This is a genomic window from Bosea sp. 124, assembly GCF_003046175.1.
Classification (GTDB): Bacteria; Pseudomonadota; Alphaproteobacteria; order Rhizobiales; family Beijerinckiaceae; genus Allobosea.
Genome location: NZ_PZZM01000001.1, coordinates 4,835,467 through 4,859,171, shown reverse-complemented (window position 1 = coordinate 4,859,171; position 23,705 = coordinate 4,835,467). Strand labels below are relative to the sequence as shown.

The 23,705-nt window shown below is 66.9% G+C and carries 22 protein-coding genes; 12 read left to right on the top strand and 10 right to left on the bottom strand.

Going from position 1 to position 23,705, the window contains the following annotated elements; translation table 11 throughout:
* Nucleotides 1–2: 2 nt before the first annotated feature.
* The 3 genes from purM to C8D03_RS22980 form a co-directional block, all read right to left on the bottom strand.
* Nucleotides 3–1,076, bottom strand: a complete 1,074-nt coding sequence (gene purM, locus C8D03_RS22990) for a phosphoribosylformylglycinamidine cyclo-ligase (protein ID WP_108049998.1) — start codon at nt 1,074–1,076, stop codon at nt 3–5.
* Nucleotides 1,077–1,192: 116 nt separating this feature from the next.
* The gene (locus C8D03_RS22985) at nt 1,193–2,500 is read right to left on the bottom strand and encodes a peptidoglycan DD-metalloendopeptidase family protein (protein ID WP_108049996.1); all 1,308 of its coding nucleotides are present in this window, start codon (nt 2,498–2,500) and stop codon (nt 1,193–1,195) included.
* An 84-nt stretch (nt 2,501–2,584) separates the two neighbouring features.
* Nucleotides 2,585–3,061: a peroxiredoxin gene (locus C8D03_RS22980; RefSeq protein ID WP_108049994.1), complete on the bottom strand. Its 477-nt coding sequence runs from the start codon at nt 3,059–3,061 to the stop codon at nt 2,585–2,587.
* A 222-nt stretch (nt 3,062–3,283) separates the two neighbouring features.
* On the opposite strand from C8D03_RS22980, the gene C8D03_RS22975 reads away from it, so the two are divergent.
* The gene (locus tag C8D03_RS22975) at nt 3,284–6,739 is read left to right on the top strand and encodes a hypothetical protein (protein WP_146170271.1); all 3,456 of its coding nucleotides are present in this window, start codon (nt 3,284–3,286) and stop codon (nt 6,737–6,739) included.
* A gap of 21 nt (nt 6,740–6,760) precedes the next feature.
* Here the strand turns inward: C8D03_RS22975 and C8D03_RS22970 are convergent, their stop codons facing one another.
* From C8D03_RS22970 to C8D03_RS22960, 3 genes are all read right to left on the bottom strand, one after another.
* The gene (locus tag C8D03_RS22970) at nt 6,761–7,636 is read right to left on the bottom strand and encodes a hypothetical protein (RefSeq protein ID WP_108049989.1); all 876 of its coding nucleotides are present in this window, start codon (nt 7,634–7,636) and stop codon (nt 6,761–6,763) included.
* A 97-nt stretch (nt 7,637–7,733) separates the two neighbouring features.
* Entirely contained in the window at nt 7,734–8,978 is a 1,245-nt protein-coding gene (gene tyrS / locus C8D03_RS22965; protein ID WP_108049987.1) for a tyrosine--tRNA ligase, read from the bottom strand.
* 148 nt (nt 8,979–9,126) lie between these two features.
* The gene (locus C8D03_RS22960) at nt 9,127–9,798 is read right to left on the bottom strand and encodes an alpha/beta hydrolase (RefSeq protein WP_108049986.1); all 672 of its coding nucleotides are present in this window, start codon (nt 9,796–9,798) and stop codon (nt 9,127–9,129) included.
* 325 nt (nt 9,799–10,123) lie between these two features.
* Here C8D03_RS22960 and C8D03_RS22955 point away from each other — a divergent pair, with 325 nt between their 5' ends.
* From C8D03_RS22955 to C8D03_RS22920, 9 genes are all read left to right on the top strand, one after another.
* The gene (locus C8D03_RS22955) at nt 10,124–11,329 is read left to right on the top strand and encodes a cysteine desulfurase family protein (protein WP_108049984.1); all 1,206 of its coding nucleotides are present in this window, start codon (nt 10,124–10,126) and stop codon (nt 11,327–11,329) included.
* Nucleotides 11,330–11,391: 62 nt separating this feature from the next.
* Nucleotides 11,392–12,864: a Fe-S cluster assembly protein SufB gene (sufB, locus tag C8D03_RS22950; RefSeq protein ID WP_108049982.1), complete on the top strand. Its 1,473-nt coding sequence runs from the start codon at nt 11,392–11,394 to the stop codon at nt 12,862–12,864.
* The gene (locus C8D03_RS26275; protein WP_146170269.1) at nt 12,861–13,148 is read left to right on the top strand and encodes a hypothetical protein; all 288 of its coding nucleotides are present in this window, start codon (nt 12,861–12,863) and stop codon (nt 13,146–13,148) included. Before sufB ends, C8D03_RS26275 begins: the two co-directional genes overlap by 4 nt.
* 5 nt (nt 13,149–13,153) lie before the next feature.
* Nucleotides 13,154–13,906, top strand: coding sequence for a Fe-S cluster assembly ATPase SufC (gene sufC, locus C8D03_RS22945; protein WP_108049980.1), 753 nt, complete (start codon nt 13,154–13,156; stop codon nt 13,904–13,906).
* 1 nt (nt 13,907) lies between these two features.
* A complete protein-coding gene (locus C8D03_RS22940) occupies nt 13,908–15,257 on the top strand; it encodes a SufB/SufD family protein (RefSeq protein WP_181301194.1) in 1,350 nt (449 codons plus the stop codon).
* A complete protein-coding gene (locus C8D03_RS22935; protein WP_108049976.1) occupies nt 15,257–15,466 on the top strand; it encodes a tautomerase family protein in 210 nt (69 codons plus the stop codon). Before C8D03_RS22940 ends, C8D03_RS22935 begins: the two co-directional genes overlap by 1 nt.
* A 16-nt stretch (nt 15,467–15,482) precedes the next feature.
* A complete protein-coding gene (locus tag C8D03_RS22930; RefSeq protein WP_108049974.1) occupies nt 15,483–16,721 on the top strand; it encodes a cysteine desulfurase in 1,239 nt (412 codons plus the stop codon).
* Between the two features lie 17 nt (nt 16,722–16,738).
* Nucleotides 16,739–17,119: an SUF system Fe-S cluster assembly protein gene (locus C8D03_RS22925; protein ID WP_108049972.1), complete on the top strand. Its 381-nt coding sequence runs from the start codon at nt 16,739–16,741 to the stop codon at nt 17,117–17,119.
* A 284-nt stretch (nt 17,120–17,403) separates the two neighbouring features.
* Nucleotides 17,404–18,291: a PhzF family phenazine biosynthesis protein gene (locus C8D03_RS22920; RefSeq protein ID WP_108049970.1), complete on the top strand. Its 888-nt coding sequence runs from the start codon at nt 17,404–17,406 to the stop codon at nt 18,289–18,291.
* Nucleotides 18,292–18,443: 152 nt separating this feature from the next.
* Here the strand turns inward: C8D03_RS22920 and C8D03_RS22915 are convergent, their stop codons facing one another.
* Both C8D03_RS22915 and C8D03_RS22910 read right to left on the bottom strand, forming a co-directional pair.
* Nucleotides 18,444–18,827 carry an MmcQ/YjbR family DNA-binding protein gene (locus tag C8D03_RS22915; RefSeq protein ID WP_108049968.1) on the bottom strand — a complete coding sequence of 128 codons (384 nt, stop codon included), beginning with the start codon at nt 18,825–18,827 and terminating at the stop codon, nt 18,444–18,446.
* 25 nt (nt 18,828–18,852) lie between these two features.
* Nucleotides 18,853–19,929 carry a malate/lactate/ureidoglycolate dehydrogenase gene (locus C8D03_RS22910; protein ID WP_181301191.1) on the bottom strand — a complete coding sequence of 359 codons (1,077 nt, stop codon included), beginning with the start codon at nt 19,927–19,929 and terminating at the stop codon, nt 18,853–18,855.
* A gap of 192 nt (nt 19,930–20,121) precedes the next feature.
* Between C8D03_RS22910 and C8D03_RS22905 the strand changes: the two genes are divergently transcribed.
* Nucleotides 20,122–20,508 carry a HesB/IscA family protein gene (locus tag C8D03_RS22905; RefSeq protein ID WP_181301189.1) on the top strand — a complete coding sequence of 129 codons (387 nt, stop codon included), beginning with the start codon at nt 20,122–20,124 and terminating at the stop codon, nt 20,506–20,508.
* A gap of 6 nt (nt 20,509–20,514) precedes the next feature.
* The gene (locus C8D03_RS22900; RefSeq protein ID WP_108049964.1) at nt 20,515–20,880 is read left to right on the top strand and encodes a TfoX/Sxy family protein; all 366 of its coding nucleotides are present in this window, start codon (nt 20,515–20,517) and stop codon (nt 20,878–20,880) included.
* On the opposite strand, the gene C8D03_RS22895 is transcribed toward C8D03_RS22900, so the two are convergent.
* Together C8D03_RS22895 and C8D03_RS22890 are read right to left on the bottom strand one after the other, a co-directional pair.
* The gene (locus tag C8D03_RS22895; protein WP_108049962.1) at nt 20,840–21,898 is read right to left on the bottom strand and encodes a GGDEF domain-containing protein; all 1,059 of its coding nucleotides are present in this window, start codon (nt 21,896–21,898) and stop codon (nt 20,840–20,842) included. The two genes, C8D03_RS22900 and C8D03_RS22895, sit on opposite strands and share 41 nt — an antisense overlap.
* A gap of 184 nt (nt 21,899–22,082) precedes the next feature.
* Nucleotides 22,083–23,678 (bottom strand): DEAD/DEAH box helicase, encoded by a 1,596-nt coding sequence (locus C8D03_RS22890; RefSeq protein WP_108049960.1) that lies wholly within the window; start codon nt 23,676–23,678, stop codon nt 22,083–22,085.
* Nucleotides 23,679–23,705 lie beyond the last annotated feature (27 nt).

Below are 23,705 nucleotides of genomic sequence, written 5' to 3'. Positions count from 1 at the left end.
CGTCACAGTACGAGCTTGCCGCGGTAGGCGACCTGCTCCTCGCCCTCGGCCACGGGCACGATCTCGCCCAGCCTGACGGGCGCCTCGCCGGCCGCGACCAGTGCGGCGGCGACCTCGTCGGCCTTGGCGGCCTCTGCGGCGACGATCATGCCGATGCCGCAGTTGAAGGTGCGCAGCATCTCGCGCTCGGCGACGCCGCCGACCTTGGCGAGCCAGCCGAAGACGGGCGGCACGGGAATGGCCGCAAGGTCGAGCGAGACGCCCAAGCCCTCCGGCAGCACGCGCGGAATGTTGTCGGGGAAGCCGCCGCCGGTAATATGGGCCAGCGCCTTGATGCCGGTGGTCGCCTTGATCGCGGCGAGCAGCGGCTTGACGTAGATCCGCGTCGGCACGAGCAGGGCTTCGGCGAGGCTGGTTTCGCTCGCGAAGGGGGCTGGCGCGTCCCAGCCAAGCCCGCTCAGCGCGACGATGCGCCGGACCAGCGAATAGCCGTTGGAATGGACGCCCGAGGAGGGCAGGCCGAAGACGACGTCGCCGGGTTCGAGATCAGCGCGCGGCAGGAGCGAGCCGCGCTCGGCCGCGCCGACCGCGAAGCCGGCGAGATCGTAGTCCTTCTCGGCATACATGCCGGGCATCTCGGCCGTCTCGCCGCCGATCAGGGCGCAGCCGGCCTGGCGGCAGCCATCGGCGATGCCACGCACGATCTCGACGCCGACCTTGGGGTCGAGCTTGCCGGTGGCGTAGTAGTCGAGGAACAGCAGCGGCTCGGCGCCCTGCACGATCAGGTCGTTGACGCACATCGCGACGAGGTCGATGCCGATCGTCGCATGCAGTCCGCTCTCGATCGCGATCTTGACCTTGGTGCCGACGCCGTCATTGGCCGCGACCAGGATCGGATCCTTGAAGCCGGCCGCCTTGAGGTCGAAGAGCCCGCCGAACCCGCCGATCTCGGCATCCGCTCCAGGCCGGCGCGTCGCCCGCACCAGCGGCTTGATCTGGTCGACCATGGCGTTGCCGGCGTCGATGTCGACACCCGCCTGCGCATAGGTCAATCCGTTCGCGCCCGGCTTGCTCATCTCGTTTCCGCCTTCGATTTCCGTTCGCGCGAGCGATAGGGAAGCGGGCGGCGCCTTGCAAGGCGTCTTGGCGCTATGAGCGGCGAAACCCTCTGAGAACTCGCCGCGCCGTCTCGTCAGCGCAACGTCGCGAGCTTGCCGCCGGCGCGCAGGAAGCGGGTCGGGTCGACCGGCTCGTCGTTGACGCGGGTCTCGTAATGGAGATGCGGCCCGGTCGAGCGCCCCGTGGTGCCGACGCGGCCGACGACGGTCCCGGTCGTTACGCTCTGGCCGACCGACGCCAGGATCGCCGACATATGGGCGTAACGCGTGGTGATGCCGTTGGCGTGCTCGATCTCGACCATGTTGCCGTAGCCGCCGGTATATTCCGCCGTGACGACCTTGCCCGGCGCCGTGGCGCGGATCGGCGAGCCGGTCTCGGCCCGGAAGTCGACGCCGGTATGCATGGCGGGGCTGCGCGTGAACGGATCGACGCGGTAGCCGTAGTTCGAGGTGAAATCGACGTCGCCGGCCATCGGCTTGGCGAGCGGCAACTGCTCGACCAGCCCGCGCAGCCGCATCACCGCCGAGATGCGCGGCTGTAGCGCGCTCAGCGTCGCCTCGAAGGGGCCGGCCGCGGGATCGATCGTGAAGGGAACGAAGGGGCCGCCGACACCCTTGGCGACGCTGCTCTGGGCGGCGAGACGGTCGGGATCGAGGCCGGTCTCGGAGAGGGCGCCGCGCAGGCGCTTCTGCGATTCCGCGAGCGTCTCGTCCATCTCCTTCAGCGCGGCGAGCTGGGCACCTGTGGTGTTGGCGATGGCGCGGTCGAGACGGGTGAGGGCGGCATCGACGCGCTGCGCCGGCGGCTGCACCTCGGCCTCGCCTGACTTCCAGGGCGCGTTCTGGTTCTCGTTGGCGCCGCGCAGCACGGGAGAATCGAGCGCAGGCGTCGGCTTCGTCGGCATGATCGGGGCGAAGCTGGTGACGCCCGAGGCCCGGACCGGCTCTTCCGGCTTGATCATGCGCGGACGCAAGGGAGCCTTGGGCGCCGTCACGATGCCGCCGGTTTGGAGCGTGTCGGCGAGCGCGGTGACGAGGGACTGCCGCGATTCCAGCTCGGCCTGCCGTGTCGCCAGCTCGTCGACGCGGGCCTCGACGCCGTCCTGGTCGAGCAGGGCACGGCTGGCGAGGCGGTCGACATCGGCGCGCAGCGCGGCAATCCGGTCCTCATAGGCATATTGGCGAGTGGTCTCGCGGGCGATCAGCCGGGCGGCGAGGTCGTCCTTGCTCAGGATGTACCAGCCCGCCGCGCCGCTGCCTGCGGTCGTCAGCGCCAGCCATGCCAGGCCGGCCAGCACAGTCGAGCGGCGGATCGTATACGTCTTCTGCGTGACCAGCCCGGTGACTGGGAGGGCGGGGCCTGTCGAGACGGAATGTGTCATGTACGCGGGACCGGAAAGTTACGCTGCCGATACCGTCATGAGACATCGTTAAGGTTAATCTTTCGCAAAGCCGGCCCCGGGCCGTCACAAATCCTTCGCGGCCGCCAGCACCTCTTCGGCGTGGCCCGGCACTTTCACCTTGCGCCAGATCCGCGCGATCTTGCCGTCGCGATCGATCAGGAAGGTGGTCCGTTCGACGCCCATATAGCTGCGCCCATACATGCTTTTCTCGACCCAGATGCCATAGTCCTGCAGCGCGTTCTGTTCCTCATCGGCGACGAGCGCGAAATCGAGCCCGTGCTTGGCCTTGAATTTGTCGTGACGCTTCACCGGATCGGGCGAGATTCCGACGATCTCGGTGTCCGCCGCGGCGAAGTCCTTGCGCAGGCCGTTGAAGGCGATGGCCTCCTGCGTGCAGCCCGGCGTGTCGTCCTTGGGATAAGCGTAAAGCACGAGCTTGCGGCCCGTGAAGTCCGACAGCGACAGCGTGCCGCCCCCGTCGCGCCCGAGTGTGAAATCGGGGGCCCGATCACCTTCTGCCAAGCTTGCCTGCAAAGCCATTGATTCGCCTTCCTTTCGTCGCCTTCGCCTTCCATGGGCCAGCGCGGGTTCAAGCGCCATGATAGAGTGCGGCAGGGCCGGGGCCAAAACCCCGCCTTGCCGAATCGCCTGGCCCGGCTGCATCGACAGGCCAGATCGCCGCTTCAAGGACGGCACTGACCATCGCAGTCATACGGCGCCGAACCCGAAGCGGATCATTTGCCCGAGAGGACCGAGAAGGCCTTGCTGGACCAGGACGCGAACAAGCCGGATGCCGCTTCAGCATCGACCGCGATGCCGGACGGGCCCGACTGCGACGTGGCCGAGGTCAAGCGGCGCGCCAAGGCGGGCCTCGTCACCATCGCGGTCGCGGTGGTGGTCGCCGTGCTGACTCTGGCCGGTGCTGCTGCGACGCTGCTCGTCACCGGCCTCGTTCCGCTGTCGGGACTGGAAGGCCGCATCTCCGACGCCATCGAGGAGCGTCTGGGGCACGATTGGAAGGTCGAGGCCGCCGCCGCCGAACTCGGCCGCATCGACGGGCATTCGCAGCTTCGTGTGCGGCAGGTCTCGTTTCGCCACAAGAGCGGCGCCGCCATCCGCGCGCCCGAGGCGATTCTCGGCTATGAGCCGATGGCCCTGCTGCGCGGTGAGATCAGGCTGACCTCGGTCGATCTCAGGGGCGTCAATGTGCGTCTCGGCGTCAACAAGGACGGCGCGCTGATCGTCAATGCCGATTCGGCTCCGGCCGAGACGCCGCCGCCCTCGACACTGCCCGATGCGGCCCAGTGGAACGCCTTCACCGGCATCATGGCGGCGATTTCGACGCTGGCGCAGGGCGACGGCCTGCTGGGCGCGCTGGAGACGGCCGGCATGAACGGTGCCCGTCTGTCGCTGGTCGATCCCGACGGCCGCCAGAAGGCCGGTTTCGAGGATGTCGAGATCCGCCTGACCCGGACTGGCGAGCGCGGCACGCGCCTGACCGTGAAGGGGCGCACTGGCCAGCGCTGGAAGGAGCTCGCGATCGATCTGTCGAGCCAGGCGGACGGCACGCAGCGCGCCGACATCGACATCGTCCGCTTCGAGCCGGCCGAGGTCGTCGCGCTCGCGCTCGGCACGGGCGGACTCTCGATCGAGGGGCTGCCGGTGCGCGGCAAGGCGAGCCTCAGCCAGTCGCCCGACGGTCGCAAATCGATTGAGGCGCGGATCGACGTGCTGCCGGGAGTCATCCGCTTCCCAGACAGCCCGATGCCGCCGATCGCCGTCGACGCGGCCCATCTCGAACTGGCGAGCAGCGGCGATCTCTCCGTCATCGAGGTGAAGTCCGTCGAACTCAATGCCGGGGCGACGCGCCTGAAAGGCACCGGCAGCCTGCGGGCCGATGGCGGCGCCTGGCGCACGAGCCTCGCGGCGAAAGGCGAGGTCGCGGGCGTCGATGCCGACCCCCCGGTCACGATCGATGCCCTCGCGGCCGAGCTCAGGATCGATCCCCGCACCAGCGAGGCCTTGATCGAATCGATGTCCGTGCAGGGGCCGGCGATCCGCGCCGAGGGGCGCGGGTTGGTGCAGCAGGTCGGCGCCTCGCCGCTGCAGCGCTTCTCGATCACCGCCACGGATTCCGACCCGCGTGCGGCGCTGGCGCTGTGGCCGCGCTGGACCTCGCCGGACGTGCACGGCACGCTTTCGCGTCAGCTCGTCAGCGGGCGCCTCGCCTCCTTGCAGGTCGACATGGATCTCGCCGCCGAGGATCACGCCCGGCTGATGCAGGGTGCGGGCATCCCCGACGACGCGCTCTCCGTCGTCGTCGATGCCTCGCAGGTGCGCTTCCTGCCCGGCCCCGGCCTGCCTTTGCTGATCGACGCCAGCGTCACCGGCAGGACGACGGGGCGCACCGTCAAGCTCGCGATCAGCAAGGCGACGGCCGATCTCGGCAATGGCCGGCAGCTTCAACTCAGCGAGGGCAGCTTCGACATCGCCGAGACCTGGGTAAAGCGCACGCCGGCGCGCGCGTCCTTCCGCACGACCGGATCGATGGAGGCGCTGACCGCGCTGTTCGCCTTTCCGGCGCTGAAGGAGTTCGCGCCGGGCGGGATCGATCCGGCCAGCCTGCGCGGCAGCAGCGACCTCAAGAGCGTCGTAAATCTGGCCCTCGTCGACGATCCGCAGCCGGGCGAGATCGTCGTCACCAGCACGGGCACGCTGACCGGCGTCGCCTCCGACACCCTGCTCGGCACCGAGAAGCTCGACGGCGGCAACCTGACCGTCAATGCCGACCGCAACGGTGTCCAGTTGCGCGGCGAGGCCCGCGTCGGCGGCGACCGGGCCCAGGTCGAAATCCGGCAGGATGCGCGCGGCAAGGGCGAGGCGAACCTGTCGCTGATGCTCGACAATGCCGCACGGCAAAAGCGCGGGCTGGGCCCCGAGGCCGGCATCAACGGCCCGATCCAGGTGCGGGTGACCAAGGCGCTCGGCCGCGGCGTGGACACGCCGCCGCGCGTCGAGACCGACCTGACCAAGGCTTCGCTCGAAGGCGTGTTCCCGGGGTTGAGCAAGCCGGCCGGCCGGGCCGCGAAGCTCACCTTCAACTACATCGCCGATGCGGACGGGCCCGATCTCGACGATCTCCTGTTCGACTCCAATCCGATCCTGATCCGCGGCAAGGTCGAATTGAACCGCCAAAACGGCTTCGAGAGCGCCAGCCTGTCGCAGCTTCGGCTTTCGGCCGGCGACAATCTCAAGGTCGATGCCAGGCGCGACGGCAACCTGACCAGGCTCGTCATCCGCGGCGCCGTCGCCGATGTGCGGCCCTTCATCCGCGACCTCCAGTCGGCATCGGGTCCGGCCGCGCCGCGCGGCGACAAGGCGGCAAAGAGCGGCGATCTCGACGTCGATCTCGAAGTGCCGATCCTGACCGGGTTCAACAACGAGGCGATCACCAACGCCACGCTCAAGCTCTCGAAGCGCGGCGGCGAATTGCGCGCGATTGCCTTCCAGGGGCGGATCGGCCGGGCGGAGGTCACGGCCAAGCAGGCATCGCGGCAGGGCGAGGCGGCGGGCGGGCTGATCGTGCAGTCGGAGAATGGCGGCGCGCTGCTGCGCTTCGTCGACCTCTACCGCCGGGCCCATGGCGGCGATCTCGTCCTCAATCTCGGCCCGGGCGACAGCCGCCAGAGCGGCGAGCTCCTGTTCCGCAACTTCGTGGTGCGCGATGAGCCGGCCTTGCGTCGCGTCGTCGGCGAGCAATCGGTGCAGGCGCTCTCGGGCGACCGGGCCGGCAGTACCGCGCCGCCCGCGCCGATCAATGTCAGCGAGGTCGCCTTCATCAAGCTGCGGGCGGAGTTCACCCGCTCCGCCAGCCGCCTCGATGTCTCCGACATGGTGATCTGGGGCCAGCAGGTCGGGTTCACCTTGCAGGGCAATGTCGATTACGGCCGTGACCGGGTCGATATCGGTGGCACCTTCGTGCCGGGTTACGCTTTCAACAACGCCTTCGCGCAGGTGCCGGTGGTCGGCGCCTTGCTCGGCGGCGGCAGCCAGTATGGCGGGCTCTTCGCCGTCAATTTCCGGATCGCGGGCGCGGCGAGTGCGCCGACCATGTCGATCAACCCGCTCTCGGCGATCGCGCCTGGAATCCTGCGCCGCTTCGTCGACCCGCTCGGTGGCGCGCCGGCGCAGAGGCCGGTGCAGCCGCCCACGCGATAGGCGGGGCGGCGAGCGATTTCTTCAAACGAAATTTTGCGCGGCGCTGTTCCATTTGAGCGCCATAAAGGCGGGACGGGCGTTCAGCGCCCGCCTGAGGGTGCGCAGGCGCTCCAACCAGGGCGGCAAACCGATCTGGAGCAGCGCTTCATAAGGATTTCCGCTTTGCAAGGCCGACTGCAAGCGCGGCCATGTCATGTTCCTGCCGCCGCGGCCGTGATGCAGGATGTCGGCAATGACGCAGCATTCCCGCGCGGCAAGCCCATCGATGCCCAGGCGCCTGTCGGCTCGCAGCATGAAGTCGCGAAACGTCGCGATCATCTGGTCGACCTGGGTCTTGCGCGCCGAGGCGGAGGCCGCCGTCCAGTGGATCAGCTTGGCGGCAGCGATGACCTCCGAGTCCTGGACCTCGTCGAGCCCGGGATTGAGGTAGTTCATCAGCGCCTGGGTCGAACTCTCGGTTTCGAGCGGCACCGCCGAAACGCCGTCCTCCGAGCGATGGATGAGGCCGCCGATCACGGCAAGGTGCGGAAAATAGTCGCTCGCCTCCGGCAGGCCAAGCATCGCCCTGAAATAGCGGACGAAATCGCCCCCGGGAACATGCGCGGCGAACTGACCGAACCCGAAGGTGAAGGCCGCGCGATCATAGGTGTTCAGCGTCAGGAAGTTGCGCCCTTCGCAGAGCGCGGTCGGCTCGATGAAATGCGCCCAGAAGCCGCTTTGGCCTTCAAAATCCGTCGCGACGAAATTCCGTTTCTCCAGCTTCGCGCCGCTGAAGATGTTGTACAGCCCGATATTGCCCTCATAAGGCACGCGCCGGCCCACGAAGAACGGCTTGTCGGCGCCTGCCCTGCATGAGAAGTCGTTGCCGGTCCTGAGAATCGTGAACAGCAAAGCCATCGCCACCCCCCATTCGGTGCCCCTCGCCAAGCGGAAGGGGTACTCGAATTTGGCATGGTAGGGCGTAGTTATGCAACCTGAGATTGCGGCCCGTGGATTATTCCGGCCGCAGCAGGACGTGCTTCTTCTTGCCGAAGGAGAGCTTGACCGCGCCCTCGGCCGTGAGGTCGCCGCCACCGAGCATGGCGCGCTCATCGCTCACCAGCAGGTCGTTGATGCGCAGGCCACCGGCCTTGACCTGGCGGCGCGCCTCACCCGTCGAGGGCACGAGACCTGCCTTGACGAAGGCGCTCAGCACGCCGAGCCCGGCATCGAATTCGGCGCGCGCCATCGAGACGCTTGGCAGGTCGGCAGCCAGCGAGCCTTCCTCGAAGGTCTTGCGCGCGGTCTCCGACGCGGCTTCTGCCGCGGCGCGACCATGCAGAATGGCGGTGACCTCGGTCGCCAGAACCTTCTTGGCCTCGTTGATCTCGGCGCCTCCGAGAGCCGCAAGCTTTGCGATCTCGGGCAGCGGCAGCGTCGTGTAGAGCTTCAGGAAGCGCTCGACATCGGCGTCCTCGGTGTTGCGCCAGAACTGCCAGAACTCGTAGGCGCTCATCAGGTCGGCGTTAAGCCAGACCGCGCCCGAGGCCGTCTTGCCCATCTTGCCGCCAGACGCGGTCGTCAGCAACGGCGAGGTCAGGGCGTAGAGCTGGACATTGCTCATGCGGTGGCCGAGATCGATGCCGTTGATGATGTTGCCCCATTGATCGGAGCCGCCCATCTGCAGGATGCAGCCTGTGCGCTTGTTCAGCTCGACGAAATCATAGGCCTGCAGGATCATGTAGTTGAATTCGAGGAAGGACAGCGACTGCTCGCGGTCGAGCCTCGTCTTGACGCTGTCGAAGGACAGCATCCGGTTGACCGAGAAGTGCCGGCCGACATCGCGCAGGAATTCGAGATAGTTCAGCCCGAGCAGCCAGTCGGCGTTGTTCATCATCGTCGCCGCGCCGTCGAAATCCAGATAGTTCGCGAAGACGCGCTTGATGCCTTCCAGATTGCGCTCGATATCGGCAACCGTCAGCAGCTTGCGCGATTCCTCCTTGAAGGAGGGGTCGCCCACCATCGTCGTGCCGCCGCCCATCAGCGCGATCGGCTTGTGGCCGGTCGCCTGCATCCAGTGCAGCATCATGATCTGGATCAACGAGCCCGCATGCAGCGAGGTCGCGGTCGCATCGAAGCCGATATAGGCCGAGATCGGCCCCTTGACGGCCGCCGCATCGAGCCCCTCCGGATCGGAGATCTGGTGGACGAAGCCGCGCTCGGAGAGCGTCTGCAGGAAATCAGATTTGAAGGCGGTCATGGGGCAACTCGGTGGTTCGGGAGGCTCGCTCTGTCGTCATGGTCGGGCTTGTCCCGACCATCCACGTCTTCGCTGATGGGGCTCGGCGTTCGGGACGTGGATACTCGCCACAAGGGCCGGCACGACGTCGAGGGGCCGATGCCTGGGCTCAGGCCTGTTCCTGCTCGCTCTTCAGGATTTCCGGCCCGACCATGCGGTCGAGATAGGCGCCGACCTGCTCCATCAGCACATCGACCTTGCCGTCGAAGAAATGGTTGGCGCCCTCGACCACGGTATGCTCGATCTGGATGCCCTTCTGCGTCTTCACCTTCTCGATCACCGCCATCACCTCCTTGACGGGGGCGACGCGGTCCTCGGAACCGTGCACGAACAGGCCCGAGGACGGGCAGGGCGCCAGGAACGAGAAATCATAGCGGTTCGCCATCGCGGCGATCGACAGGAAGCCCTCGATCTCCGGCCGGCGCATCAGGAGCTGCATGCCGATCCAGGCGCCGAAGGAGACGCCGGTGATCCAGCAGCTCTTGGCCTCGGGATTCAGCGCCTGCATCCAGTCGAGCGCCGCGGCGGCGTCCGAAAGCTCGCCGGCGCCATGGTCGAAATGGCCCTGGCTGCGGCCGACGCCACGGAAGTTGAAGCGCAGCGCCGAGAAGCCCCGGTTCACGAAGGTGTAGAACAGGTTGTAGACGATCTGGTTGTTCATCGTCCCGCCGAATTGCGGGTGCGGGTGCAGGATGATGGCCAGCGGCGCGCCGCGCTTCTTGGCGGGCTGGTAGCGGCCCTCGATCCGGCCGGCCGGTCCGTTGAAAATCACCTCGGGCATCGTCTTGTCGCCTTTTGTTGGGTCGGGGCCTGGAACGACCCGCCAAAAGCCGGCATCACGCCGCCGATTGGCCCGGTCACCCTTGACGGCCCCGCCGCTCGCGCCCTACATCAAGCGCTTAGAATGGTTCTAACGGCCGTGAACAAGTCGGGAACATACAGGCAGTTCGCCGTTTCGGCGTTGCCGCTTGCCCCCTTCGCGACCGGTTCGGACGGGCGGCTATAGCACGGCGCAGGGGTGCGAATTCAAGCATTTCGTGCCGGCCGCCCGCGAAGAGGCAAGTTGGGGTTCACCCGGGCCAGCAACCGGGCAAGATGGAGCAACCGTGATCGCGTCCGCCCGCGCCTATCTCGACCATAACGCCACCACCCCGGTTCGTCCCGAGGTGGCGCAGGCGATGGCGCGCGCGCTGGCAATGCCGGGCAACCCCTCCTCGGTGCATGCCGAGGGCAGGGCCGCCCGCGCCGCGGTGGAGCGGGCCCGCGAGCAGGTTGCCGCGCTGGTCGGCGCCAAAGCCACCAACGTCGTCTTCACCAGCGGCGGCACCGAAGCCAACGCCACGGTCCTCTCGCCCGGTTTGATGGATTGCGATGGCGGGCGCGATTGCGTGCGTACGCCGGCCACGCTGCTGCTGCATGGCGCGACGGAGCATCCCTGCGTGCGCGATGGCCACCGTTTCCCGGCGCATGCGGCCGAGACGATCCCCGTCGATGCGGACGGGCTCGTCGATCTCGCCTGGCTCTCCGCCCGGCTGGAGCGGCACATGGCCGAGCATCCGGGTGCTCGCGTGCTGGTCTCCCTGCATCTCGCCAATAACGAGACCGGCGTGATCCAGCCGCTAGCCGAGGTCGCGGCGATCACGAGGCGTTTTGGGGCCCTGCTGCACAGCGATGCGGTCCAGGCTGCCGGCAAGATCGCCATCGACATCGCGGCTCTGGGCGTCGATGTCCTGACCGTCTCCGCCCACAAGCTCGGCGGGCCGAAGGGCATCGGGGCCATCGTCTTCCGCACCGGCGCGCTCGAACTCGCCGACAAGCCCTTGCGCGGCGGCGGGCAGGAGCGTGGCTGGCGGGCCGGCACCGAGAACCTGCCGGGCATCGTCGGTTTTGGCACTGCGGCTGCCATCGCGAACGCTGCGCTCGCGTCCGAATCCGGACGCTTTACCGCGCTGCGCGACCGGCTCGAGGACGGCGTCCTCGCTCTGTCGCCGGATACCGTCATCTTCGGCCGTGCCGCGCCGCGCCTGCCCAACACCAGCGCCTTCGCGACGCCGGGCCTCACCGCTGAAACCACGTTGATCAAGCTCGATCTCGCCGGCGTCGCGCTGTCCTCCGGCTCGGCCTGCTCGTCGGGCAAGGTCCGGCGCTCGCATGTGCTGACCGCCATGGGCGTCGACCCTGCCATGAGCGCGGGGGCCTTGCGGGCATCGCTCGGATGGACCACCTCCGAAGCCGAGATCGAACATGTCCTTGCGGCCTACGCGAAAGCGCTGGCCAACCATCCGGATCGGAACGCTCGGGCTGCCGCCTGAAACGTTTCCGCACTACGAAGAACAGACCGGCGGGCCTTGAACCCGCGACAGGAGAGTAGAAAATGGCAGCGGTCCAGGAGACCATTGATCAGGTCAAGTCGATTGACGTGACCGAGTACAAATACGGCTTCGTCACCGAAATCGAGGTCGACAAGCCCGCCAAGGGCCTGACCGAGGACACGGTGCGCTACATCTCGGCGCGCAAGAACGAGCCGGAATGGATGCTCGAATGGCGCCTCGACGCCTTCCGTCGCTGGAAGACGATGACCGAGCCGGCCTGGTCGCGCGTGCAGTACCCGCCGATCGACTATCAGAACATCTACTACTACGCCGCGCCGAAGAAGGGCGCTTCGCCGAAGTCGCTCGACGAGGTCGATCCGGCGATCCTGGATGCGTACAAGAAGCTGGGCATCCCGCTGAGCGAGCAGGAAATCCTGGCTGGCGTAGCGCCTGAGAACCGCGTCGCGGTCGATGCGGTGTTCGACTCGGTCTCGGTCGTCACCACCTTCAAGAAGGAGCTGGCCCAGGCTGGCGTGATCTTCTGCTCGATCTCGGACGCGATCCAGGAGCATCCGGAGCTGGTCAGGAAGTACCTCGCCACGGTCGTCCCGGTGACCGACAACTATTTCGCCACGCTGAACTGCGCCGTCTTCACCGACGGCTCCTTCGTCTACATCCCCAAGGGCGTGCGCTGCCCGATGGAGCTGTCGACCTATTTCCGCATCAACGAGCAGAACACCGGCCAGTTCGAGCGCACGCTGATCATCGCCGACGAGGGCGCCTATGTCAGCTATCTCGAAGGCTGCACGGCACCCAAGCGCGACGAGAACCAGCTCCATGCCGCGGTGGTCGAGCTGATCGCGCTCGACGATGCCGAGATCAAGTACTCGACGGTGCAGAACTGGTATCCGGGCGATTCCGAGGGCAAGGGCGGCATCTACAACTTCGTCACCAAGCGCGGCGATTGCCGCGGCAAGAACTCCAAGATTTCCTGGACGCAGGTCGAGACCGGCTCGGCGATCACGTGGAAATACCCGTCCTGCATCCTGCGCGGCGACGGCTCGCGCGGCGAGTTCTACTCGATCGCCGTGTCGAACGGCGCCCAGCAGGTCGATTCCGGCACCAAGATGATCCATCTGGGCAAGAACACGACGTCGAAGATCATTGCCAAGGGCATCGCGGCCGGCAAATCCGACTCGACCTATCGCGGCATGGTCTCGGCCCACCGCAAGGCGACCGGCGCGCGCAACTTCACCAACTGCGACTCGCTGCTGATCGGCGACCAGTGCGGCGCCCACACCATCCCCTATATCGAGGCCAAGACCGCGACCGCCGTCTTCGAGCACGAGGCGACCACGTCGAAAATCGGCGAGGACCAGATGTTCTACTGCCAGCAGCGCGGCCTCTCCGAGGAGGAGGCGGTGGCGCTGATCGTCAACGGCTTCGTCAAGGAGGTGCTGCAGCAGCTCCCGATGGAGTTCGCCGTCGAGGCGCAGAAGCTGATCACGATCTCGCTTGAGGGAAGCGTGGGGTGAGTGAACTCGAGAGGCTGGCTGCCGATATGAAGCAGGCGGATCGTCGTACTCAACGATGGATTCTTGCTCTTGTCGGCGGCTTTGTTCTCTCTCTTTTGGCGAGCCCCTTTTTTGACGGCCGCATAGTCCTATCGCTGCTAGCCGCGAACACCATCATCTGTGTGTTTGGAAGCTTCAAAGCGAGTTCGCGAAAGGACCGTGCCTTCGTTGAATACTGGAGAGCAGCCGGTTTGAATGATGAGCAGATTGCTCAAAAGCGCGAAAAATTTTACCCGACAGGATAGATGTGATGCTCGAAATTCGTAATCTCGTCGTCAAGATCGCCGACGAAGACAAGCAGATCCTCAACGGCCTCAACCTCACCGTCAACGACGGCGAGGTCGCGGCCATCATGGGCCCGAACGGCTCCGGCAAGTCGACGCTGAGCTATGTCATCGCCGGCAAGGAGGACTATGAGGTCCTCGACGGCGAGATTCTGCTCAATGGCGAGAACCTGCTGGAGATGGAGGCCGACGCCCGCGCCGCCGCCGGCGTCTTCCTCGCCTTCCAGTATCCGCTGGAGATCCCCGGCGTCGCCACCATGACCTTCCTCAAGGCGGCGATGAACGCCCAGCGCAAGGCGCGCGGCGAGGATGAGCTGCTGACGCCTGACTTCATCAAGAAGGTCAACGCGGCGGCCGATGCCCTGAGCATCGACAAGGCCATGCTGCGCCGGCCGCTCAATGTCGGCTTTTCCGGTGGCGAGAAGAAGCGCATGGAAATCCTTCAGATGGCGCTGCTTTCGCCGTCCATGTGCATCCTCGACGAGACCGATTCCGGCCTCGATATCGATGCGCTGCGCATCGTCGCCGAGGGCGTCAACGCGCTGCGCGACAAGAGCCGCGGCTTCCTCGTCATCACCCACTACCAGCGCCTGCTCGACCACATCATCCCCGACACGGTCCACGTCATGTCGAAGGGCAAGATCGTGAAGACCGGCGGCAAGGATCTGGCGTTGGAGCTCGAGAAGAGCGGCTATGCGTCCTATGTCGAGGCGGCCTGAGATGGGCATCGTCACCCCGCTCAAGACCGCGGCTGAACAGCAGCTCGTCCAGCAATTCGCCGATATCAAGGCCGAGCTGCCGGGCGGTCCGGCCGTGCGCAAGCTGCGCGAGGATGCCTTCGCTGGCTTCGAGGCCAGAGGCCTGCCGCATCGCCGGCTCGAGACCTGGCGCTACACCGATCTGCGCAGCATGCTGCGCGAGGCTGCCCCGCTAGCGACGGGCCCCCGCACGCTCGATACGGCGCGGGTTAAGCTCGCCGAACTCGCCCTTGATGCGACGGTCGTCGTGCTCGTCGACGGCGCCTTCGTGCCCGAGCTGTCCTCTCTGGAGGGGCTGCCCGAGGGGCTCTCCGTGCAGACGCTGGCCGATGCGCTCGTCTCCGGTCGCGACGACCTGCCGAGCCTGCTCTCCGGTCCGTCCGTCGCTGCCGATGATAGCGGGCTGATGCTCAATGCGGCCCTGATGCGTGACGGTGCCTTCGTCGAGATCGCCGCCGGTGTCGTGCTTGAAAGGCCGATCGCGATCGTGCGCCTGTTCTCGGGCGAGACGGAGATTTCGGTTTATGGTCGCTCGGTCGTGCTCGTGGGCGACGGGGCCAAGGCGACGATCGTCGAGATCAACGCCTGCCTCGGCAAGGCGCCGCAGCAGCTTAACGTCGCGCTCGTCGTCGAGGCCGGCAACGAGACCGAGGTGGAGCATGTTCGGCTCCTGACGGATCAGTCGGAGGGTTCTGTCGGCATCTTCAGTCTGCTCGCCACGGTGGGCGGGAACGCGAAGTTCGACTCCTTCGCGCTGGTCTGCGACGCCGCCAAGGTCCGCCAGCAGTATTTCGTCCGCTATGCCGGCGAGCACACCGAAATCGGTCTGCGCGGCGTCAACCTGCTCGGCGGTTCCGAGCATTCCGACGTGACGCTGGTGATGGATCACGAGGTGCCGCATGGCACCAGCCGCGAGATGTTCAAGTCGATCATCGGCGGGGAGGGCACCGGCGTCTTCCAGGGTAAGGTCATCGTGCGCCAGCATGCGCAGAAGACCGATGGCAGCATGAAGAGCAATGCGCTGCTGCTGAACGACGGCGCGACCATGTTCAACAAGCCGGAGCTCGAAATCTTCGCCGATGACGTCGTCTGCGGCCATGGCGCGACCGTGGCGCAGATCGACGGCGAGCAGCTCTTCTACCTGATGGCGCGCGGCCTGCCGCGTCCGCAGGCCGAAGCGCTGGTGCTGCAGGCCTTCGCGGGCGAGGCGGTCGAATTCGTCCAGGACGAGACGCTGCGCGATCTTGTCATGGCCGAGATCGAGGCCTGGCTCGGCGCGCGTGAAGCTTCCTCGGTCGTGAGTGCCATCTGATGCCCTACATCAATCTGCAGATCACCAAGGGCGCGACCCGCGCCCAGAAGGCCGAGATCGTGAAGGAATTCACGCAGACGCTGGTGCGCGTCCTCGGCAAGAACCCGCAGAACACCCATATCGTGATCCAGGAGATCGAGCGCGAGGATTGGGGCCATGGCGGCGAGCTCGTCGCCGACAAGGCCCCGGCCTCGCCGGGAAAAGCTTGATCGAAAGGCCTGAACCATGAACGCACTGGCGAAGCCCTATGATGTCTCGGAGATCCGCAAGGATTTCGCGATCCTGAGCCGGGAAGTCTACGGCAAGCCGCTGGTCTATCTCGACAACGCCGCCTCGGCCCAGAAGCCGGAAGTCGTCATCGAGGCGATGACCAGGCTGATGCGCGAGGACTACGCCAACGTCCATCGCGGCCTGCACTATCTCGCCAACGCCTCGACCGAAGCCTATGAGGCCGCTCGCGAAAGCGCCCGCCGCTTCCTGAATGCCGCCCATCTCGAGGAGATCGTCTTCACGCGCTCCTCGACGGGCTCGCTGAACACCGTTGCCTCCTCGCTCGGCCGCCATCTCCAGCTCGGCGAGGGTGACGAGATCATCCTCTCGATCCTGGAGCACCACTCCAACATCGTGCCCTGGCACTATTGGCGCGAGCGCCATGGCGCCGTGATCAAATGGGCGCCGGTCGACGAGGACGGCAATTTCCTGATCGAGGAATTCGAGAAGCTCATCACGCCGCGGACCAAGGTGGTGTCGCTGACCCATATGTCGAACGCGATCGGCACCATCGTCCCGATCGCCGAGGTCGCCGCGATCTGCCGCTCGCACGGCATTCCGCTGGTCGTCGATGGCAGCCAGAGCGCGGTCCACCTGCCGGTCGACGTGCAGGCGCTCGGCTGCGATTTCTATGCCTTCACCGGCCACAAGACCTATGGACCGACCGGCTCCGGCATCCTCTGGGGCAAGAAGGCGTGGCTGGACAAGCTGCCGCCCTATGAAGGCGGCGGCGAGATGATCGTCACCGTCACCGAAGACGCGGTCACCTATAACGACCCGCCGCACCGCTTCGAATCCGGCACGCCGGCGATCATCGAGGCGGTCGGCCTCGGCGCCGCGCTCGACTACATGATGGCGCTCGGCCGCGAGAACATCGCGGCCCATGAAGCCAGGCTCGGCGCCTACGCCATGCAGCGGCTCGGCGAGATGAACTCGATCCGCATCTTCGGCAAGGCCAGGGACAAGGGCGCCATCGTCGCCTTCGAGATGAAGGGCGCCCACGCCCATGACGTCGCGACGGTGATCGACCGGGCCGGTGTCGCCGTCCGGGCCGGAACCCATTGCGCCATGCCGCTTTTGGCACGATATGGGGTGACGTCGACCTGCCGAGCCTCGTTTGGCCTCTATAATACCATGGACGAGGTCGATAAGCTCGTCGAAGCCCTGCAAAAGGCCGAGAGCCTGTTCGCCTGAGTAGGATTGGTAAAGCCATGACCGACATCACCGAAGAGCTGAAGCCGAATGCCCCGACCATGGGCGCCGGCGCCGGCCTGCCCCCGGAAGAGATCGACCGCCTGACCGACGACATCGTCGCGGCGCTGAAGACGGTCTACGATCCGGAAATCCCCTCCGACATTTACGAGCTCGGCCTGATCTACCGCGTCGACATCGCCGACGACCGCCAGGTCACGATCGACATGACGCTGACGGCGCCGGGCTGCCCTGTCGCGGGCGAGATGCCGGGCTGGGTCGAAAACGCGGTCAGCACCGTTCAGGGCGTCGCCTCCGTGACCGTCAACATGACCTTCGACCCGCCCTGGGACCAGTCGCGCATGTCCGACGAGGCGAGGGTCGCGCTCGACATGTGGTGAGCGAACCGCTCTGCGAACTCTACTCCGGCGGCCGTCCGACGCCGTTTTCTGCGCTTCCGGTGCTCACGGACATCAGTCCGTTCCGCTCCGGTTCTCGAAAGCCGCGCCAGCCGACTCACCGGAGCGCGTTTTCAGAGAGCCTCGGCTTTGAGTGAGCCTCTCGGCTGACGCAGGCGATCGCATCTCGTGATCGATCGCATCTGCGAGCTTCATTATCCCGCCGCCTGAATCGGTGGCATCAAGGCGGCCGGGCCGCGCGTTATCCGCGCGGTGGGGAGCCAGTCATGCGCAAATTCGCCTATGAGACCGTCGACGTCTTCACCGAACAGCGCTTCGGCGGCAACCAGCTCGCGGTCTTCACCGATGCCCGCGGCCTGAGCGACGCCGAGATGCAGTCGCTCGCTGCCGAGATGAACTACAGCGAGACGACCTTCGTGCTGCCTCCGGCCGATCCGGCTCATACGGCGCGGGTGCGCATCTTCCATCGCACCGCCGAAATGCCCTTCGCCGGACACCCCAATGTCGGCACCGGCTTCGTGCTCGCACGCCATGGCCGCGACCGGGACGGCGTGCTGCGCTTCGAGGAGATCGCCGGCCTCGTCGAGGTCAGGATCGCCAGCGGCCCGGATGGCGAGGTCACGGGTGCGACGATCGCCGCGCCGCAGCCGCTCTCGACCGGCATCGAACTTCCGGCAGACGCCATCGCGGCCTGCGCCGGCCTCGACACCGCCGATGTCGTCGTCGGGGCCCACAGGCCGATCCAGGCCTCCGTCGGCGTGCATTTCGTCCTGGCCGAGGTGCGAGCCGACTCGCTGGGCCGCGCGCGACCGGACATCGCGGCCTTTCAGGCGCTGGAGCAGGCTTTTCCGGCCCTGCAGGGCCGGCTCTCGCTGTTCATCTATGTCCGCGACGGCGCGCAGATCCGGGCGCGCATGTTCGCTCCGCTGTCCGGCACCTGGGAGGACCCCGCCACCGGCAGCGCCAGCGCCACGCTGGCTGCCCTCCTGCTCTCGCTCGACGGCGGTGACAGCGCGGCCTTCTCGCTGACGCAGGGCGTCGAGATGGGCCGCCCGAGCCAGTTGCGGGTCACTGCCCGGCGCGGCGCGGACGGCATCCGCGCGACGGTCGGCGGCTCCTGCGTGCCGGTCTTTCGCGGCGAGGCGTTGCTTTAGGCGATCAGAAACGCATTTGCCTGAACGCGTCGTCCGGGGCGCAGCGCAGCGAAGGCCCGGGACGCATTCCCGAACCTTTCTGGTTGATGCTCCGGAATGGGTCACGGATCGGTGCCGCTTCGCGGCTTGTCCGGGACGACGCGCACAAGAGTTCAAAGTCGCCGGGAACTGGTTTGAACGTCTAGCCCCAGCTCTGCCCGCACACGCCTTGTCAGCTTGCCCGCGACCAGCCTGTGGCTCTCCCGCAGATAGTCCTGCAGGGCCGCGTCGGGCATGGCCTCGTCCGTCAGGCGCTGGATCCAGCTCATGCCGCGCGAGGCGAGGTAGGGCGCCGGACGCAGGCCCGGCTGCTCCTTCAGGATGTCGAAGCTCGCCCAGGAGCATTTGAAGGTGATGGACAGCGCCACGCCGTCATCGGTGCGGGCGATCGCGAAGACCTTGTCGCCAACCTTCCAGACATGCGCGCCGCCCCACTGCACGACCATATGCGTCGCGGGGAGGGCGGCACAGAATGCGGTGTAGCCGTCGAGCGTCATGACACGGCCCGGGCGCTGTTGTGCATCAGTAGCTCTCGGCGTCGATGCCATGGGCGGCCGCGGCGGCCCTGATCTGCGACCAGGTCTCGTCGTCGAGCGGGATGCCGCTTTCGCCGCGCTCGATCCGGACGGCGCGCTCCTTCTCGCCCGGCGTCAGCACCGGGTTGGCCTCGTCTTGCGGGCGCGCGGCGCGGACGAAGGCGAGATAGCTCTCGATCCGGCTCCGGCGCAGCCCGGCATCGGGCTCGAGCCTTGCCGGATCGATCAGCACGCCGAAGAGGGAATTGATGATCCAGCTCTTCGCCGGTTTCTGGTCGATGCGCGCGGCCCCCATCAGCCCGGCCGAGAGCAGCTCCGCGATCAGCGAGAGGCCGGCGCCCTTATGGTCGCCGAAGGGCAGCAGCGCCCCCAGGGCCTCGTCGCCAGCGAGACCATGCTGGAAGACGTGCCGCGGCTCGGTCGTTGGCCGGCCCTCGCCATCGATGATGTAGCCTGGCGGCACCGGCTCGCCCTTGTTGAGCGCGACGCGGGCCTTGCCATGGGCCATGCGGCTGGTGGCGAAGTCGAGGATGATCGGGTCGCCGCCCGGCAGCGGGATGCCGATCGCATGGGGGTTGGTGCCGAAGCGCGCCTCCTTCGCCGCGAAGGGCGCGACGATCGGCGGCCGGCCGGCGACATTGACCCAGAACAGCGAGATCAGCCCATGCACGGCCGCAGCCTCGGCATAATGGCCGATCCGGCCGATATGATGGGCGTCGAGCAGGTTGAGGATCGCGACGCCGCCCGTCTTCGCCATTCGCGCCGCCTGCTCGACCGCATTGCGAGCGGCCGGCTGGCCGAGCGAAACGCCGGCGTCGACGATCAGGAAGGGCGCGGCGTCCAGCCGTGTCTGTGGCCGCGACTGCGGCGAGAGGTTGCCGTCCTGCAGCGATTGGAAATACAGCGGCAGCATGCCGACGCCATGGCTGTCGTGGCCGCTGAGGTTCGCAAGCACGAGGTGCTGCGCCGTCTCCACGGCTTCCTCCAGGGTCCAGCCTGCCTTGACCACCATGTCCTGGACGAGGGCGCGGAGCGATTCGGGACGGTGCGTGCGATAGGCCATGATATGAAGCCGCCAGATTTCTGTGCCGGTTTGCGGGCTGTCACAGTGCATGAGCGGCGGTTGCGTGCAATATGCGGCGGGCACGGAGCGCCCCGCGCCCCGACATCTCGACGTTTCGGTCAGCAATCCTTATGTTGTGATCTGCAATCTTGCTTCATCGGGCCTTGAACCCGGTTGAGGAGGGACGAAGAGATGTTTTCGATACCCGGCCTGAAGGTCGTCTCGCTGACCGACGCGGCGGCTGCGCGCATCCGCGAGATCATGGCGCAATCGGCGGGCGCCGAGCCCGCACTCGGCCTGCGCGTCGGCGTCAAGAAGGGCGGCTGCGCCGGCATGGAGTACACCTTCGAGATCGCGCGCGAGACGGCCAGGGGCGACGAAATCGTCAACGAGAAGGATGCGACGGTGATCGTCGATGCCAAGGCGGTGCTGTTCCTGCTTGGCACGGAGCTCGATTTCAGGACCGACCGCTTCTCCTCCACTTTCGTGTTCAACAATCCGAACCAGGTCTCCGCCTGCGGCTGCGGTGAATCTGTCGAGATCAAGCCGCAGCCCGAAGCCGCGCTCGCTGCCCATTGAGCAGCGATGGATGCCGAGGGCATCCGCGAGCTTTTCGCCGGGATCATGTCTGTCCGCGTGCGCCGCATGTTCGGCGGCCACGGCATCTATGACGGCGGGAGCATGTTCGCGCTGGAATTCGACGGCGAGATCTTCCTCAAGGCGGATGCCGAGAGCGAAAGCCGCTTCATCGCGGCCGGCAGCTATCCCTTCGTCTACGTCCGTGGCGAGAAGCCATTCGCAATGAGCTGCTGGCGCCTGCCCGAGGCGGCCTTCGACGATGGCGGCATGCTGCGAGGCTGGGCGGAGCTTGCTGTGGCGGCGGCCCGCCGGCGCGGTGCGGCGCGCCCGATCAGGCGACCTGGCTCGTCGCCTCGATCGCGTCCTCGGTGACCGTGCGGTTGCGGCCGCTGCGCTTGGCCATCATCAGCGCCTGATCGGCGCGATCCGTCATCGATGCGGCCGTGTCGCCGCGGGTATAGCTCGCCACGCCGAGCGAAATCGTGATGCGGCCGAGATTCTCGTTGGTCGAACGCTTGACCAGCTCGCGCGTGAGCAGCGCCTGGCGCACCGTCTCGGCGCCGAACTTGCCGGCGATGAGGTCGGCATCCGGCAGGATGATCGCGAACTCCTCGCCGCCGAAGCGCGTGATCACGGCCTTGTCCTTGAACTTGTCCTTCATCGTGCGGGCGACGAGGCGCAGCACCTGATCGCCGGTGAGATGGCCATGGGCGTCGTTGAACTGCTTGAAGAAATCGATGTCGGCCATTACCAGCGCGAAGGGCTCGCGCCGCAGCGTCGCCTGGTCGATCGACTTCTGCAGCATCTCCTCGAAATGGCGGCGGTTGGCGAGGCCGGTCAGTGGATCGGTGAGCGCCTCGGCGCGCGTCGATTCCAGCGCCTCGCGGAGATTGCGGATCTCGTTCGAGCTGTCGCGCAATTGGGCCTCGAGCTTGGTCTTGCGCGTCACCTCCTCGCGCGTCGACATCACCAGCGCCTCGACCCATTCGCGCAGCTTCTGCCGGTCGGCTGGCGGCGGCACGTCCTCGGACATGGCGGAGAGGCGGCCATGATAGCGCTCGCTTGAATCCAGCGCCTTGTCGACGAGCGTCATCAGCCCGTCGATCTCGCCCAACACCTGCAGGCTGGTGCGTTCGGCATGGCGCGCCAGGCGCTCGGTGCCGATGAAACGGTCATAGAGGGTGTCGATGTCGGCTGCGCCGACTTTGGCCTCGCTCGCCGTGATGATCGCGTTCATCGCCATGCTGACGGCCGGCAACTCGCCGCTGAGATGGGCGTACCAGACCTCGAAGGCGCGGGGGTAGCTCGGCGAGCCATGCTGGCGCATGGCGGCGACCACGCGCTCTGCGAGGTCGTCTGACGGGGAAGAATGCACCGCGTGCTCGCTCATGCCACCGATAGTCCGAACGGGAACCTGTCACGGCCATCAGCCGTGGCGGCTCCGATTGAGAATCGAAGCGGGACATCCTGTCCGTCTCAACGGCTGCATGCGCCCGTCCGTGGTCGGAATCTATATCCCGACCTTGAAGGTGACCCTAGGCGAGGTCGGTTAAAATGCCGTTGATAACCTGAACCTATCCGACACGGACCGGCCGCAGCAGAAAGGCCGGAACATGATCGCCCAGGCCCTTGACCTTCGGCCCGTCATCGTCGTCGCGCCGCCGCGGCTCGGACGTACGCTCCGGTCGCGCCGAGCGGGGCTCCGAGGTACGCTCCGGCCGCGCCGACCGGGGCTCCGGCGTGCGCTCGGGCTTGCTCGCGGGAGCGGCCGGTGCGGCGCCGTCTGCGGCAGATACTTCGCCACGAATCTTGGTCCGGGTCGGTCCATCCGATGCGGCACGGCGGCGGCGCGGTGCTGCATCCTCTTCCGTGGCCGGGCGCTCGACCCGGATCGGGCGGGGCGCCGTCTCGGGTTCGGCGCGCGGGCCGCGCTCGGAGCGGCCACGGCCGCGCTCGCCGCCACGACCGGAACGGCCGCCCTCGCTGCGTCCGCCACGGCCGCCGGAGCGTTCCTCGCGCGGTGCTCCGGGGGGCAGGGCGTCGAGCCCGCGGCCCTCTTCCCAGGCGATGGCCTGGCCCATCAGCTTCTCGATCGCTGCGACGAGCTTCTCGTCATGGCGCGTCACGATGGTGAAGGACGCGCCTTCGCGGCCAGCGCGGCCGGTGCGGCCGATGCGGTGGACATAGTCCTCGGCATGGGTCGGCACGTCGTAGTTGAAGACATGGCTGACCGCCGGAATGTCGAGCCCGCGCGCGGCGACGTCGCTCGCCACCAGGATCGGGTTCTCGCCGGTGCGGAAGGATTCCAGCGCCGCCATGCGGGCGTACTGGTCCATGTCGCCATGCAGCGAGACGGCCGGAAAACCGTGCTTCAGCAAAGACTTGTGCAGGGTCGCGACATCGCGCTTGCGGTTGCAGAAGACGATCGCGTTCTGCAGGTCCTTGGCCTCGTTGATCAGCCGGCGCAGCGTGTCGCGCTTCTCGAAATCCTGGCCGTTGGAGGCGATCAGCCGCTGCGTGATGGTCGCTGCCGCCGTTGCCGGCCGCGAAACCTCGACACGCACCGGATTGTGCAGGAACTGCTCGCTGATGCGGGTGATCTCGGGCGGCATCGTCGCCGTGAAGAACAGCGTCTGCCGGGTGAAGGGCACCAGCTTGCAGACGCGCTCGATGTCCGGGATGAAACCCATGTCGAGCATGCGGTCGGCCTCGTCGATGACGAGCAATTCCACGCCGGTCAAAAGCAGCTTGCCGCGCTCGACATGGTCGAGCAAGCGGCCAGGCGTCGCGATCAGTACGTCGACGCCGCGCGTGATCTTGGCATCCTGGTCGCCGAAGGAGACGCCGCCGATCAGCAGCGCGACCGAGAGCTTCTGGTTGACGCCGTAGCGGGTGAAATTTTCCTCGACCTGGGCGGCGAGCTCGCGCGTCGGCTCGAGGATCAGGGTGCGCGGCATCCGGGCCCGGGCGCGGCCGGTTTCCAGGATCGTCAGCATGGGCAAGGTGAAGGCGGCGGTCTTGCCCGTTCCGGTCTGGGCGATGCCCAGCACGTCGCGGCGGGCGAGCACATGCGGAATGGCCTGTGCCTGGATCGGGGTCGGGGTGTTGTAGCCTGCGGTCGTGACGGCTGTCAGAACCTTTTCACTCAGGCCGAGTTCGGCGAATGACATCGATGGTTGCGCTTCTTTTAGGGTCGG